The organism is Streptomyces sp. NPDC008238, assembly GCF_042956445.1.
GTDB lineage: Bacteria > Actinomycetota > Actinomycetes > Streptomycetales > Streptomycetaceae > Actinacidiphila.
On record NZ_JBIBGK010000002.1, the window covers coordinates 338,619 to 351,854 of the forward strand.

General features: G+C 72.0%; 14 protein-coding genes. 6 read left to right on the plus strand and 8 right to left on the minus strand.

Features of this window, described 5'->3' with window-relative positions; all coding sequences use genetic code 11:
- Positions 1-61 precede the first annotated feature (61 nt).
- On the minus strand, positions 62-1,150 hold the full coding sequence (ychF, locus tag ACFZAU_RS06365; RefSeq protein ID WP_500551310.1) for a redox-regulated ATPase YchF: 1,089 nt from the start codon (positions 1,148-1,150) through the stop codon (positions 62-64).
- A gap of 190 nt (positions 1,151-1,340) precedes the next feature.
- Between ychF and ACFZAU_RS06370 the strand changes: the two genes are divergently transcribed.
- Positions 1,341-1,883: a DUF6542 domain-containing protein gene (locus ACFZAU_RS06370; RefSeq protein WP_500459161.1), complete on the plus strand. Its 543-nt coding sequence runs from the start codon at positions 1,341-1,343 to the stop codon at positions 1,881-1,883.
- Positions 1,884-1,965: 82 nt separating this feature from the next.
- On the opposite strand, the gene ppgK is transcribed toward ACFZAU_RS06370, so the two are convergent.
- The 3 genes from ppgK to ACFZAU_RS06385 all read right to left on the minus strand — a co-directional run bounded on the left by ppgK (position 1,966) and on the right by ACFZAU_RS06385 (position 4,080).
- Positions 1,966-2,709 carry a polyphosphate--glucose phosphotransferase gene (gene ppgK / locus ACFZAU_RS06375; protein ID WP_500551311.1) on the minus strand — a complete coding sequence of 248 codons (744 nt, stop codon included), beginning with the start codon at positions 2,707-2,709 and terminating at the stop codon, positions 1,966-1,968.
- Positions 2,710-2,738: 29 nt separating this feature from the next.
- Complete coding sequence (locus ACFZAU_RS06380) at positions 2,739-3,734, minus strand: 4-hydroxy-3-methylbut-2-enyl diphosphate reductase (protein ID WP_500459160.1); 996 nt, start codon at positions 3,732-3,734, stop codon at positions 2,739-2,741.
- Between the two features lie 154 nt (positions 3,735-3,888).
- Complete coding sequence (locus tag ACFZAU_RS06385; RefSeq protein WP_500551312.1) at positions 3,889-4,080, minus strand: hypothetical protein; 192 nt, start codon at positions 4,078-4,080, stop codon at positions 3,889-3,891.
- Between the two features lie 140 nt (positions 4,081-4,220).
- Here ACFZAU_RS06385 and xseA point away from each other — a divergent pair, with 140 nt between their 5' ends.
- Positions 4,221-5,429, plus strand: a complete 1,209-nt coding sequence (gene xseA / locus ACFZAU_RS06390; protein WP_500459159.1) for an exodeoxyribonuclease VII large subunit — start codon at positions 4,221-4,223, stop codon at positions 5,427-5,429.
- A gap of 54 nt (positions 5,430-5,483) precedes the next feature.
- Here the strand turns inward: xseA and ACFZAU_RS06395 are convergent, their stop codons facing one another.
- Both ACFZAU_RS06395 and ACFZAU_RS06400 read right to left on the minus strand, forming a co-directional pair.
- Entirely contained in the window at positions 5,484-5,726 is a 243-nt protein-coding gene (locus tag ACFZAU_RS06395; protein ID WP_499607203.1) for an exodeoxyribonuclease VII small subunit, read from the minus strand.
- 125 nt (positions 5,727-5,851) lie between these two features.
- Positions 5,852-6,352 (minus strand): DUF4245 domain-containing protein, encoded by a 501-nt coding sequence (locus ACFZAU_RS06400; RefSeq protein ID WP_499610267.1) that lies wholly within the window; start codon positions 6,350-6,352, stop codon positions 5,852-5,854.
- Positions 6,353-6,547: 195 nt separating this feature from the next.
- On the opposite strand from ACFZAU_RS06400, the gene glpX reads away from it, so the two are divergent.
- Positions 6,548-7,591 carry a class II fructose-bisphosphatase gene (gene glpX / locus ACFZAU_RS06405; protein ID WP_500459157.1) on the plus strand — a complete coding sequence of 348 codons (1,044 nt, stop codon included), beginning with the start codon at positions 6,548-6,550 and terminating at the stop codon, positions 7,589-7,591.
- Between the two features lie 83 nt (positions 7,592-7,674).
- Here the strand turns inward: glpX and ACFZAU_RS06410 are convergent, their stop codons facing one another.
- On the minus strand, positions 7,675-8,028 hold the full coding sequence (locus ACFZAU_RS06410; RefSeq protein ID WP_499610244.1) for a WhiB family transcriptional regulator: 354 nt from the start codon (positions 8,026-8,028) through the stop codon (positions 7,675-7,677).
- Positions 8,029-8,277: 249 nt separating this feature from the next.
- Positions 8,278-8,955: a DUF1707 SHOCT-like domain-containing protein gene (locus tag ACFZAU_RS06415; RefSeq protein ID WP_500459156.1), complete on the minus strand. Its 678-nt coding sequence runs from the start codon at positions 8,953-8,955 to the stop codon at positions 8,278-8,280.
- Positions 8,956-9,084: 129 nt separating this feature from the next.
- Between ACFZAU_RS06415 and ACFZAU_RS06420 the strand changes: the two genes are divergently transcribed.
- The 3 genes from ACFZAU_RS06420 to fomD all read left to right on the plus strand — a co-directional run bounded on the left by ACFZAU_RS06420 (position 9,085) and on the right by fomD (position 13,112).
- Positions 9,085-10,743 carry a fumarate hydratase gene (locus ACFZAU_RS06420; RefSeq protein ID WP_500551313.1) on the plus strand — a complete coding sequence of 553 codons (1,659 nt, stop codon included), beginning with the start codon at positions 9,085-9,087 and terminating at the stop codon, positions 10,741-10,743.
- A gap of 161 nt (positions 10,744-10,904) precedes the next feature.
- Entirely contained in the window at positions 10,905-12,314 is a 1,410-nt protein-coding gene (locus ACFZAU_RS06425) for a class II fumarate hydratase (RefSeq protein ID WP_500551314.1), read from the plus strand.
- A gap of 114 nt (positions 12,315-12,428) precedes the next feature.
- Positions 12,429-13,112: a cytidylyl-2-hydroxypropylphosphonate hydrolase gene (gene fomD, locus ACFZAU_RS06430; protein ID WP_500551315.1), complete on the plus strand. Its 684-nt coding sequence runs from the start codon at positions 12,429-12,431 to the stop codon at positions 13,110-13,112.
- Positions 13,113-13,236: the final 124 nt, after the last annotated feature.

Genomic DNA, 13,236 nt, shown 5'->3' on the forward strand with positions numbered 1-13,236 from the left:
AGTCCGACCCCTTCTGACCTGCAGATTTGACGCAGCTACCTCACATGCGGCAACGAGATGGCTACACGTTGAAGCGGAACTCCACCACGTCGCCGTCCTGCATGACGTAGTCCTTGCCCTCCATGCGGGCCTTGCCCTTGGCGCGGGCCTCGGGGATGGAGCCGGTCTCCACCAGGTCGTGGAAGGAGACGATCTCCGCCTTGATGAAGCCCTTCTGGAAGTCGGTGTGGATGACACCGGCGGCCTCGGGGGCGGTGGCGCCCTTCTTGATCGTCCAGGCCCGGGCCTCCTTGGGGCCCGCGGTGAGGTACGTCTGCAGGCCGAGGGTGTCGAATCCGACCCGGGCGAGGGTGGCGAGGCCCGGCTCGTCCTGGCCCATGGACTGCAGCAGCTCCAGGGCCTCGTCGTCCTCCAGCTCGATGAGCTCGGACTCGATCTTGGCGTTCAGGAAGATCGCCTCGGCCGGGGCGACCAGGGCCCGCTGCTCGGCCTTGAAGGCCTCGTCGCCCAGCTCGTCCTCGTCGACGTTGAAGACGTACAGGAAGGGCTTGGTCGTCAGCAGGTGCAGCTCGTGCAGCAGGCCGCCCTTCTCGGTGCCGGCGGTGATGCCGGAGGAGAACAGCGTGCGGCCGTCCTCCAGGATCTGCTGGGCCTCCTGGACGGCGGCGAGCACCGAGGCCTTCTCCTTCTGGAGGCGGGCCTCCTTCGTCAGCCGCGGCACGACCTTCTCGATGGTCTGCAGGTCGGCGAGGATCAGCTCGGTGTTGATCGTCTCGATGTCGTCCTTGGGCGACACCTTGCCGTCGACGTGGACCACGTCCGGGTCGACGAAGGCCCGGATGACCTGGCAGATCGCGTCGGACTCGCGGATGTTCGCGAGGAACTTGTTGCCCAGGCCCGCGCCCTCGCTGGCGCCGCGCACGATGCCGGCGATGTCGACGAAGTCCACGGTCGCGGGAAGCTTGCGCTGCGACTCGAAGATCCCGGCGAGCGTGTCCAGACGCGGATCGGGGACGCCGACCACGCCGACGTTGGGCTCGATCGTGGCGAACGGGTAGTTGGCCGCCAGCACGTCGTTCTTGGTCAGGGCGTTGAACAGGGTCGACTTGCCGACGTTCGGCAGGCCGACGATTCCGATCGTGAGCGACACGTGACGACTTCCCGTAGCGAGATGTGGGTGGAATGGGCCGCCGCGCCCGGGCGGGGCGACCGGCGGACCGATCCACCAGTCTACGGAACGCGGCGGCCCCCGGGTGGCCGCGCCCCGAGCAGCCCCCTGAGGCGGTGAAAAGTCGTGTCCTGCCCCCGTTTCCCCCCTCCCCGGCGCCTACGTTGGGTGCGTGGAGCAACACAGTGCGCGCACACCCCACAAGAACGGTGCCCCCACCGCCGCCTCCCCGCTGCCGCGGCCGGCCCGCCCGCAGCGTCGCCCGCAGGGCGCGACAGCCGTCCGGGGCGGCCTGCCCCGGGGGCAGTTGCTGCTGCGGGTGGCACGGCTGCGCCGGACGGAGCCCCGGCTGACCGGACTGGGCACGGGCGTCTTCCTCACGCTGACCGCGCTCGCGGGCGGCGCCGCGGACTCGCTGATCACGGGCGAGCCCGGCACCCTCTTCGGGGTCGTCTTCCTGCTGGCCTGCCTCGCGGCCGGCGCCTTCGTACGGCCGTACGACCTGTCGGCGGCGCCGGTCAGCGCGCCCATCGCCTTCACCATCGCGCTGGCCGTGACGGCCGACGGCGACGGCGGGGGCTTCACGGGCCATGTGATGGGCCTGCTGACCGGACTCGCCACCCTGACGGGCTGGCTGTACGGCGGCACGGTCGGTGCCGCGATGATCGTGGCCGGGCGGAAGGTGGCCTATGTGATGCGCGAACGGCGCCGCTGACGGCGCCCGCCGCCGCGGCCCCGGGCGGCCGGGGGGCGCCCCCACGGGCACCGGTCCCCGGCCACCTCGCCGGCGGCCGCGGTCAGGAGCGGACCGCGGCCGCCGCCATGCCCGCGCCGACGATGCCCGCGTTGTTCTGCAGCGCGGCCGGCACGATCTCGGCCCTGATGCCGGTCAGGAGCGGAAGGAACTTGTCGGCCTTGCGGCTGACCCCGCCGCCGAGGATGAACAGCTCGGGCGAGAAGAGCATCTCGACGTGGGCGAGGTACTTGTGCACGCGCTTGGCCCAGTGCTCCCAGCTGAGGCCCTCGTCGTCCTTCGCCTTGGTGGAGGCCTTCGTCTCGGCGTCGTGGCCGTGCAGTTCGAGGTGGCCCAGCTCCGTGTTGGGCAGCAGGGCGCCGTCGATGAAGACGGCGCTGCCGATGCCGGTGCCGAGGGTGAGCACGACGACCGTGCCCTTGCGGCCGCGGCCCGCCCCGTACTCCATCTCCGCCATGCCGGCGGCGTCCGCGTCGTTGAGCAGCGTCACCGCGCAGCCGACCTTCTGCGACAGGAGCCCGGCGGCGTCCATGTCGATCCAGCCCTTGTCGACGTTCGCCGCCGTACGTGTCATGCCGTGCGTCACCACTCCGGGGAACGTGGCCCCCACCGGGCCCGTCCACCCGAAGTGGTCCACGACCTGCTTCACGCACTCCGCGACGGCGTCCGGGGTCGCGGGATGGGGGGTGAGCACTTTGAAGCGCTCCTCCGCCAGGTCGCCACGCCCGAGGTCGACCGGGGCACCCTTGATGCCCGATCCGCCGATGTCCACACCGAAAACGCTCATGCCCCAACGCTACGACGTGGCACGGTCGGTCACCCCTCGGAGGTGTCGCCCCGCATGAGTTCGCCGGCCTCCGCGCGCAGGTCGCGGCGGAGTTCCTTGGGCAGCGAGAAGGTGATCGACTCCTCGGCGGCCTTGACGATCTCCACGTCCTCGAAGCCGCGGGCGGACAGCCACTCCAGCACCTGCTCGACGAGCACCTCGGGCACGGAGGCGCCGGAGGTGACGCCGACCGTGGAGACGCCGTCCAGCCACGCCTCCTCGATCTCGTCGGCGAAGTCGACCAGGTAGGAGGCGCGGGCGCCGGCCAGCTTGGCGACCTCCACCAGGCGCACGGAGTTGGAGGAGTTGCGCGAGCCGACGACGATGACCAGGTCCGCCTCGGCGCCCATCTGCTTCACGGCCAGCTGGCGGTTCTGCGTGGCGTAGCAGATGTCGTCGCTCGGCGGCGAGATCAGCAGCGGGAACTTCTCCTTGAGCGCGTCGACGGTCTCCATGGTCTCGTCCACGGAGAGCGTGGTCTGGGAGAGCCAGACGACCTTGGACGGGTCGCGGACCTCGACCTTCTCGACGTCGCCGGGGCCGTCGACCAGGGTGATGTGGTCGGGGGCCTCGCCGGAGGTGCCGATGACCTCCTCGTGGCCCTCGTGGCCGATCAGGAGGATGTCGTAGTCCTCGTTCGCGAACCGCACGGCCTCCTTGTGGACCTTGGTGACCAGGGGGCAGGTCGCGTCGATGGTGGCGAGCCGGCCCTTGGCGGCCTCCTCGTGGACGACCGGGGCGACGCCGTGGGCGGAGAACATCACGATCGACCCCGCCGGCACCTCCTCCGTCTGCTCGACGAAGATCGCGCCCTTCCGCTCCAGGGTCTGCACGACGTACTTGTTGTGGACGATCTCGTGGCGGACGTAGATCGGGGCCCCGTACTGCTCCAGGGCCTTCTCGACGGCGATCACGGCACGGTCCACACCCGCGCAGTAGCCTCGCGGGGCGGCGAGCAGGACGCGGCGGGAAGTCGTAGCGGTCATGTGCCCATCGTACGGGCCCCGGACGGGGCCCCACCCCTGCCCCGGGTGCTCCGGACGGGGGTGCGGGGGCGGTGCCGGAGCGTCCCGGGGCGCACGCGCGGTGCCCGGCGGGACGACCGGCCGGACAGCGCGGGGCGGGCACACGCCGAGGGGCTCAGCGGCAGCCGCGCCGGCCCCGTGCGGCACGGCGGGCGGCGAGCGCCCAGCCGGTCGCCAGGGCGGCCCCCGCCAGGGGCAGGCAGCTGAAGCAGCCGCAGCCGGGCCCGTAGCGGCCGACGCGGAACCCGGCGTGGACCCGCGGCGGCCGTTCGGACGGGGTCCAGCCGTACCGGCCGGGTCGGCGCATGGGACCTCCCAGGACCTGTCGGTGGAGTGCGGTGCCGCCGGCGGCACCGCTGACCCCAGGGTGCGCGGGGACAGCGGGGCGCGCCATTCGGGTCGGGCCGCGGGGGCGTCACTGTCCGTGGCGGGGGCTAGTCTCGGCGTATGGCTGTGAACACGTCCGCGGAGACGCCGATCCCGGTCGGCGAGGTGTCCCGGCTGATCGGCGGCTGGGTCGACCGGCTCGGTCCGGTGTGGGTCGAGGGGCAGATCACCCAGTTGTCCCGGCGCCCGGGGGCCGGCGTGGTGTTCCTGACGCTGCGCGATCCGTCGCACGACATCTCGCTCAGCGTGACGTGCCGCCGTGCGGTCTTCGACGCCTTCGACGGTGCGGTCGGCGAGGGCGCCCGGGTCGTGGTGCACGCCAAGCCGGAGTGGTACGCGCCGCGCGGCCAGCTGTCGTTGCGCGCGGCGGAGATCCGTCCGATAGGCGTCGGCGACCTGCTGCTGCGGCTGGAGCAGCTGAAGAAGCGGCTGGCGGCCGAGGGCCTGTTCGCCCTGGAACGCAAGCGGCCGCTGCCGTTCCTGCCGCAGCTGATCGGGCTGGTCTGCGGCCGGGCCTCGGCCGCCGAGCGGGACGTGCTGGAGAACGCGCGGCTGCGCTGGCCCGCGGTCCGCTTCGAGGTGCGCAACGTGCCCGTCCAGGGGGCGTACGCGGTGCCGCAGGTGATCGAGGCGGTGCGCGACCTGGACGCCCGTCCCGAGGTCGACGTGATCATCGTGGCGCGGGGCGGCGGCAGCGTGGAGGACCTGCTGCCGTTCTCCGACGAGCGGCTGGTGCGGACGGTCGCGGAGTGCCGTACGCCGGTGGTGTCGGCGATCGGGCACGAGCCGGACACCCCGCTGCTGGACCTGGTGGCCGATCTGCGGGCCTCGACGCCGACCGACGCGGCCAAGCGGGTCGTGCCGGACGTGGGCGAGGAGCTGGCCCGGGTCGAGCAGCTGCGGCAGCGGTCGCTGCGGGTGATGCGTGGGCTGCTGGACCGGGAGGAGCGCGGGCTCGCCGCCGCGGTGAGCCGGCCGTGCATGGCGCGGCCCCAGCTGATGGTGGACGAGCGGGAGGAGCAGGTCGCCGCCCTGCTGGAGCGGTCCCGGCGGCATCTGCGGCACCGCCTGGAGCGGGCGGACGACGAGCTGGCGCACACCCGGGCCCGGGTCCTGGCGCTCTCCCCGGCCGCCACGCTGCAGCGGGGGTACGCGGTGCTGCAGCGTGAGGACGGTCAGGTCGTGCGCGCCGCGGACGAGGTGTCCGAGGAGGAGAAGCTGCGCGCCCGCGTGGCCGGGGGCGAGTTCACCGTCCGCGTCACACGCTGACCGGGCGCGGCGACGACGAAGGCGAAGGTCACCGGTCCGGGGACCGGTGACCCGTCATTCCTCCTCCGCGGCCTCCGGCCCCTCGCCCGCGGTGCCGCCGGACTCCTGCGCCAGGGCCGCGTCCAGCCGGGCGCGGGCGCCCTCCAGCCAGTCGCGGCACACCTTGGCCAGCTGCTCCCCCCGTTCCCACAGGGCGAGGGACTCCTCCAGCGTGGAGCCGCCGGCCTCCAGACGGCGAACGACGTCGACGAGTTCGTCGCGGGCCTGCTCGTACCCCAGCGTGTCCTGATCTGCCATGGCACCAGCCTAGGGCCGTCCTCCGACACGACGGCCGAGCGCGCGGGTCCCCGTCGCGGCCAGGGGGTGCGGCTCGGGGCTCTCCCCCGCGGCGGGCACCCCCGGGCCGGCGGCGGTGACGGGGTTCAGCCCTGCACGCCGCCGCGCTGCTCGAGCGCCCCGGCCAGTTCCGCGAGCCGGGCCATCGGGGCCGTGCCGGTGACCATCGTGGTCACCCCGCCCTCCTCGCGCACCAGCGCGTCGTACTTGGGGCCCTCGTAGCGCTGCCAGGTCTCGCCCCCGACGCTGCGGGTGCCGACCCGCTCCGCCTCGTGGCTCTTGGCGGCGACGAACTTCTCCGCGGCCTCGTTGCTCTGCTCGACGGCCGCGTACTCGTTCTCCGGGTCGACGAAGCCCAGGTGCCACCGCACGGCCTTCGGGTCGGTGGACTCGTACGTCACCGAGGTCGCCCGCCAGTCCTCGCCGAGGCCCTCCGGCGCCGCGACCCCGTAGGGGGCGTCGCGCCGTGCCTGGTCGAGCTCGACCCGGTAGCCGACCACCTTGACGGGGTCGTGGTTCTCGTCGTGCGGGATGAACAGCCAGATGCCTCCGGCGACGACGCCGATCGCCGCCATCGAGAGCACCATGTCCCGCAGGGTTTCCGTGCCGCGCTTCTTTGCCACGTCCCCTATGGTCCCCCATGCCCCGGACCGTCCGGCCGCCCGGGGTCGCACCCGGCGGGAAATCCGCTCATGTGACGGGTGCCCTGCTCATCCTGGCGGGGTCCGGATAAGGTCGTAACACCCTCTATTCCGGCCGTCCTCGTACAGAAAGGTGCGCTGATGACCGAGCAGCACGAGAACCACACTCTGCCGCCGCAGCTCGAGGTGAATCCCGAGGCCCCCGACCGCAACCTCGCCCTGGAGCTCGTCCGGGTCACCGAGGCCGCCGCCATGGCGGCCGGCCGCTGGGTCGGGCGCGGCGACAAGAACGGCGCCGACGGCGCGGCCGTCAAGGCCATGCGCACCCTCGTCTCCACCGTGTCGATGAACGGCGTCGTCGTCATCGGCGAGGGGGAGAAGGACGAGGCCCCGATGCTCTTCAACGGCGAACGCATCGGCGACGGGAACGGCGCGGAGTGCGACATCGCCGTGGACCCGATCGACGGCACCACCCTGACCGCCAAGGGCATGCCCAACGCCATCGCGGTGCTCGCCGCCGCCGACCGCGGCACGATGTACGACCCCTCGGCCGTCTTCTACATGGACAAGCTGGTCACCGGCCCCGAGGCCGCCGACTACGTCGACATCACGGCCCCGCCGTCGGTGAACGTCCGCCGGGTCGCCAAGGCGAAGGGCAGCGCCCCCGAGGACGTCACGGTCGTCGTGCTCGACCGTCCACGCCACGAGGGCATCGTCAAGGAGATCCGGGAGACCGGGGCGCGCATCAAGTTCATCTCCGACGGCGACGTGGCCGGCGCGATCATGGCCGTCCGGGAGGGCACCGGCGTCGACATGCTGATGGGCGTCGGCGGCACACCCGAGGGCATCATCGCGGCCTGCGCGATCAAGTGCCTGGGCGGCACCATCCAGGGCAAGCTGTGGCCGAAGGACGAGGCGGAGAAGCGCCGCGCCCTGGACGCGGGTCACGACCTGGACCGCATCCTGCACACGGACGACCTGGTCAGGGGCGACAACGTCTTCTTCGTCGCCACCGGCATCACGGACGGCGAGCTGCTGCGCGGAGTGCGGTACCGCGCCGAGACGGCCATCACCCAGTCGCTGGTCATGCGCTCGAAGTCCGGCACGATCCGCCAGATCGACTCCACGCACCGCCTGTCGAAGCTGCGCGCCTACAGCACCATCGACTTCGACCGCGCACGCTGAGCCGCCGCGGCCCCGCGCCGCGCACCCACGGACGAGGACCGGGAGCCCGCCGGCACGGCGGGGTCCCGGTCCTCGCTCCCGTCTCAGCCCGCCGCGGCGATCCGCGTCCCGGGCCGCTGCAGCTCCGCCTCGCGGCGGCGGCGCCGGGCAAGGACGACCCTGCGCTCGGCGGCGGTCATCCCGCCCCACACCCCGTAGGGCTCCGGCTGCAGCAGCGCGTGTTCGCGGCACTCCAGCATCACCGGGCAGCGCGCGCAGACCCGCTTGGCGGCCTCCTCACGGGACAGCCGCGCCGCGGTCGGCTCCTTGGACGGCGCGAAGAACAGACCCGCCTCGTCACTGCGGCACGCCGCCTCCGCGTGCCATGGGCCGCCCAGGTCCCGGGGGTGACTCAGGGAGGACCTGGAGGGTGCCGGGGGCTCGATCGGTTGAAGCACGGGATACTCCTGACGACGGCTCGGCTTGGTGTCACCCTTGCCCGTCGCTGCGGTGCCGGTGCGTCTCCACGGGTCTGTCGGCGTGAGGAGGGCTGCGGCGAGCGACGTGTCCTCTTGCCCTACCCGCTGTGCGCGCGTTCATGCGCACCGTGCCGGGCACGCCGCCCGCCGGCCCGTGGTGTGTTCCTTCGATCCCCGTACGCGGCGCGGGAGTTGGGCCGCGCCGCGGTGGGCCGCCGGGCCCTGCGGTCAGCCGTCGAGCTCCGCGGGGCCGAGCCCCTTCTTCTTCACGCGCTTGCCGCGGCGCGGCTTGGCCTCGACGCCGCCCCAGAAGGCGAAGCCCTGGACCTTGATGACGGGGGCGTTCGGGTCGGGCGCCTCGTACGCCTTCACGTCGGAGCCGCCCATGATGCCCACGACGCCGCCGCCGCGCAGGGTGACGTTCTCGGGGACCTTGATCTCGACGCCGCCCATGATGGCGGTGCAGTTGATGACGAGCTCGGGGCTGGTGAAGGTGGCCTCGGTGAGGTCGATGACGACGCCGCCCATGATGGCGACGGCGTTGATCTTCGAGCCGACCCGCCAGCGGCCCTTGCGCTCGGCGCCGCCGAGGATGCCGATCAGGTTGGGGTTCTCCCCGGACCCGTCGGGCACCCAGTGGTGCGCCCCCGGCGCCGGGGCGGGCGCGCTCGCGGTGCGGCCCGCGGGGAGGTCACGGACGTACGGCTCCAGTTCGCCGACGGTCTTGGCCGCGTAGACCCCGTCGAGCCGCTCGGAGTGCTCCTCGGTGGTCAGGCGGCCCTCCGCCAGGGCATCGCGAAGGATGTCGGCCACCCGGTCGCGGTCCGCGTCGGACGCGCGGAGATCGGCTTCGGCCACGGGGCGCACGGGGTGCTGTTCACGCTTCTGGAGCGACGACTCATCCACCCGACTACCGTACACAAACGCGATAGATCGCGACTAGGGCCGGTGAGGGTCACCTCACACATCCGGTACCCCGCGCACGTTCTACGCTTGTTGGGCTTCTATGACGCAGCGCCAGTGAGGATGTCCCTTATGCCCGAGTTCGCCTATACGGATCTGCTTCCCCTCGGTGAGGACACCACTCCGTACCGACTGATCACCTCCGAGGGCGTCAGCACCTTCGAGGCCGACGGCCGGACGTTCCTCAAGGTGGAGCCGGAGGCACTGCGCACGCTCGCCGCCGAGGCGATGCACGACATCTCCCACTACCTGCGTCCCGCGCACCTCGCCCAGCTGCGCCGCATCCTGGACGACCCCGAGGCGTCCGCCAACGACCGCTTCGTCGCCCTGGACCTGCTGAAGAACGCCAACATCGCCGCCGCCGGCGTGCTGCCGATGTGCCAGGACACCGGCACCGCGATCGTGATGGGCAAGCGCGGCCAGAACGTGCTGACGGCGGGCGGCGACGAGGAAGCCCTCTCGCACGGCATCTTCGACGCCTACACCAAGCTCAACCTGCGCTACTCCCAGATGGCCCCGCTGACCATGTGGGAGGAGAAGAACACCGGCTCCAACCTTCCGGCCCAGATCGAGCTGTACGCGACCGACGGCGGCGCCTACAAGTTCCTGTTCATGGCCAAGGGCGGCGGCTCGGCCAACAAGTCCTTCCTCTACCAGGAGACCAAGGCGGTCCTGAACGAGGCCTCCATGATGAAGTTCCTGGAGGAGAAGATCCGTTCGCTCGGCACGGCGGCCTGCCCGCCGTACCACCTGGCGATCGTCGTCGGCGGCACCTCCGCCGAGTACGCGCTGAAGACCGCCAAGTACGCCTCCGCGCACTACCTGGACGAGCTGCCGGGCGAGGGTTCGCCGACCGGCCACGGCTTCCGGGACAAGGAGCTGGAGGAGAAGGTCTTCGAGCTGACGCAGAAGATCGGCATCGGCGCGCAGTTCGGCGGCAAGTACTTCTGCCACGACGTGCGCGTGGTGCGGCTGCCCCGGCACGGCGCCTCCCTGCCGGTCGCCATCGCCGTGTCCTGCTCCGCCGACCGCCAGGCCGTCGCCAAGATCACCGCCGAGGGCGTCTTCCTGGAGCAGCTGGAGACCGACCCGGCCCGGTACCTGCCGGAGACCACCGACGAGCACCTGTCGGACGAGGACGTCGTGCGCGTCGACCTGGACCGCCCGATGGACGAGGTACTGGCCGAGCTGTCCAAGTACCCGGTCAAGACCCGGCTGTCGCTGACCGGCTCGCTGGTCGTCGCCCGCGACATCGCGCACGCCAAGATCAAGGAGCGGCTGGACGCGGGCGAGGAGATGCCGCAGTACTTGCGCGACCACCCGGTCTACTACGCGGGCCCGGCCAAGACCCCCGAGGGTTACGCCTCCGGCTCCTTCGGCCCGACCACGGCCGGCCGCATGGACTCCTACGTCGAGCAGTTCCAGGCCGCGGGCGGCTCCAAGGTGATGCTCGCCAAGGGCAACCGCTCGAAGCAGGTCACCGACGCGTGCGCCGCGCACGGCGGCTTCTACCTCGGCTCGATCGGCGGCCCGGCGGCGCGCCTGGCCCAGGACTGCATCAAGAAGGTCGAGGTGCTGGAGTACGCCGAGCTCGGCATGGAGGCGGTCTGGAAGATCGAGGTCGAGGACTTCCCGGCCTTCATCGTCGTCGACGACAAGGGCAACGACTTCTTCACCGATCCCGCCCCCGCGCCGACGTTCACCAGCATCCCGGTGCGTCCGGGGGCGTGACCCGTCCCGACGGCCCGGCACCGCGTGCGCGGTGCCGGGCCGTCGGCGTTGCGCGGTGCGTTCCGGGGGAATGAAACGTGCCGTGCCGCTGTCGTGGGGAGGGGGTGTACTGGGAGGTACCAGGACGCCCGACGATGTCCGCGATGGAAGGGATTCCGGCCATGTCCGAGCAGGACGCAGGGGACGAGCGCGAGTACCGCACCGAGCACGACTCGATGGGCGAGGTGCGCGTCCCGGCCCACGCCAAGTGGCGCGCGCAGACCCAGCGGGCGGTGGAGAACTTCCCCATCAGCGGACGCGGGCTGGAGCGCGCCCACATCGAGGCGCTCGCCCGGATCAAGGCCGCCGCTGCGAAGGTGAACGCGGAGCTGGGCGTCCTGGACAAGGACGTGGCGGAGGCGATCCAGGAGGCCGCCGCCGAGGTGGCCGAGGGGCGCTGGGACGCGCACTTCCCGATCGACGTCTTCCAGACCGGGTCCGGCACCTCGTCCAACATGAACGCCAACGAGGTCATCGCGACCCTGGCGAGCGAGCGGCTGGACCGCGACGTGCACCCCAACGACCACGTCAACGCCAGCCAGTCCTCCAACGACGTCTTCCCCTCCTCCCTGCACATCGCCGCGACCGCCGCGGTGACCGGCGACCTGGTCCCGGCGCTGGAGCATCTGGCGGCGTCGCTGGAGCGCAAGGCCGCAGAGTTCGCGGACGTCGTGAAGTCCGGCCGTACGCATCTGATGGACGCCACGCCGGTGACGCTCGGCCAGGAGTTCGGCGGTTACGCGGCCCAGGTCCGGTACGGGGTGGAGCGGCTGCGGGCCTCGCTGCCGCGGCTGGCGGAGCTGCCGCTGGGCGGGACCGCGGTCGGCACGGGGATCAACACCCCGCCCGGCTTCTCGGCGGCGGTGATCGCCGAGGTGGCGCGGACGACCGGGCTGCCGCTGACCGAGGCGCGGGACCACTTCGAGGCGCAGGGCGCCCGCGACGGGGTCGTGGAGACCTCCGGGCAGCTGCGGACGATCGCCGTGGGCCTGACCAAGATCGCCAACGACCTGCGCTGGATGGGCTCCGGCCCGCGCACCGGCCTGGCCGAGATCGCCCTGCCGGACCTGCAGCCCGGTTCCTCGATCATGCCGGGCAAGGTGAACCCGGTGATCCCCGAGGCGGTGCTGATGGTGGCGGCGCAGGTCATCGGCAACGACGTGACGATCACGACGGCCGGCGCCGCGGGCAACTTCGAACTGAACGTGATGCTCCCGGTGATCGCCCGGAACGTCCTGGAGTCGGCCCGGCTGCTCGCCAACGTCTCCCGGCTGCTGGCGGACCGCACGGTCGACGGGATCACGGCGAACGTGGAGCGGGCCCGCGAGTACGCGGAGTCCTCGCCGTCGGTGGTGACCCCGCTGAACAAGTACATCGGCTACGAGGAGGCGGCCAAGGTCGCCAAGCGGTCGCTGGCCGAGCGGAAGACCATCCGCGAGGTGGTGCTGGAGTCCGGCTACGTCGAGCGCGGGCAGCTCACCCTGGAGCAGCTGGACGAGGCGCTGGACGTGCTGCGGATGACCGCGCCCTGACGGTGCGGGGCGCCGTCGTCCGGGCCGCCCGGTGCCGGCCGCTCCGCGTCCGGCGTGACGAAGGATCGGCTCAAGGGTGACGCCTCCGTGACACGGTGTCCGTAAGATCCGTTCATGACAGCGGACATCCTTCTTTCCCAGGGAGCGGGCCGGGACGGCGGCGCGGGCCGCTGGGCACCCGGCGAGCAGGTGCTGTGGCGCTACCGCGGCAACGGCGGCGACGCGGTGCACATCTGCCGCCCGGTGACCGTGGTCCGCGACGACCCGGACCTGCTGGCGGTGTGGATGGCGCCGGGCACCGAGTGCGTCAAGCCGGTCCTGGCGGACGGCTCGCCGATCCACCGCGAGCCGCTGGAGACCCGCTACCTCAAGCCGCGCACGACGTGCGTGGACCGCTGGTGGGGCGCGGGCGTGCTGAAGCTGGCGCGCCCGGACGAGCCCTGGTCGGTGTGGCTGTTCTGGGAGCAGGGCTGGCGCTTCAAGAACTGGTACGTGAACCTGGAGGAGCCGCGTCTGCGCTGGTCGGGCGGGGTCGACTCGGTGGACCACTTCCTGGACATCCACGTCACCCCGGACCGCGCCTGGCAGTGGCGGGACGAGGACGAGTTCGCGCAGGCCCAGACCGCGGGCCTGATGACGGCGGAGACGGCGGAGCGGGTGCGGGAGGCCGGCCGCCGGGCGGTCGGCGTGATCGGTGACTGGGGGCGCCCGTTCCGGGACGGATGGGAACACTGGCGTCCGGATCCGGCGTGGCCGGTACCGGCCCTTCCGGTTGACTGGGGTCGTCCGGCAAGGTGACCGCGTGAGCGGCTTGCCGAGGACCCCAACCCCAATCGTAAGATCGTGGCCCATAGTGCTGCACAAAACACAGGCTCACACTAGAGTTTGACGCTATGTCACCAAGGTCATACGGGAGGCCCGG

Coding starts and splice junctions, on each gene's coding strand:
- ppgK (WP_500551311.1), bottom strand. CDS start 2,709: ATGAGCGTTTTCGGTGTGGACATCGGCGGATCGGGCATCAAGGGTGCC.
- ACFZAU_RS06380 (WP_500459160.1), bottom strand. CDS start 3,734: ATGACCGCTACGACTTCCCGCCGCGTCCTGCTCGCCGCCCCGCGAGGC.
- ACFZAU_RS06385 (WP_500551312.1), bottom strand. CDS start 4,080: ATGCGCCGACCCGGCCGGTACGGCTGGACCCCGTCCGAACGGCCGCCG.
- xseA (WP_500459159.1), top strand. CDS start 4,221: ATGGCTGTGAACACGTCCGCGGAGACGCCGATCCCGGTCGGCGAGGTG.
- ACFZAU_RS06395 (WP_499607203.1), bottom strand. CDS start 5,726: ATGGCAGATCAGGACACGCTGGGGTACGAGCAGGCCCGCGACGAACTC.
- ACFZAU_RS06400 (WP_499610267.1), bottom strand. CDS start 6,352: ATGGTGCTCTCGATGGCGGCGATCGGCGTCGTCGCCGGAGGCATCTGG.
- glpX (WP_500459157.1), top strand. CDS start 6,548: ATGACCGAGCAGCACGAGAACCACACTCTGCCGCCGCAGCTCGAGGTG.
- ACFZAU_RS06420 (WP_500551313.1), top strand. CDS start 9,085: ATGCCCGAGTTCGCCTATACGGATCTGCTTCCCCTCGGTGAGGACACC.
- ACFZAU_RS06425 (WP_500551314.1), top strand. CDS start 10,905: ATGTCCGAGCAGGACGCAGGGGACGAGCGCGAGTACCGCACCGAGCAC.
- fomD (WP_500551315.1), top strand. CDS start 12,429: ATGACAGCGGACATCCTTCTTTCCCAGGGAGCGGGCCGGGACGGCGGC.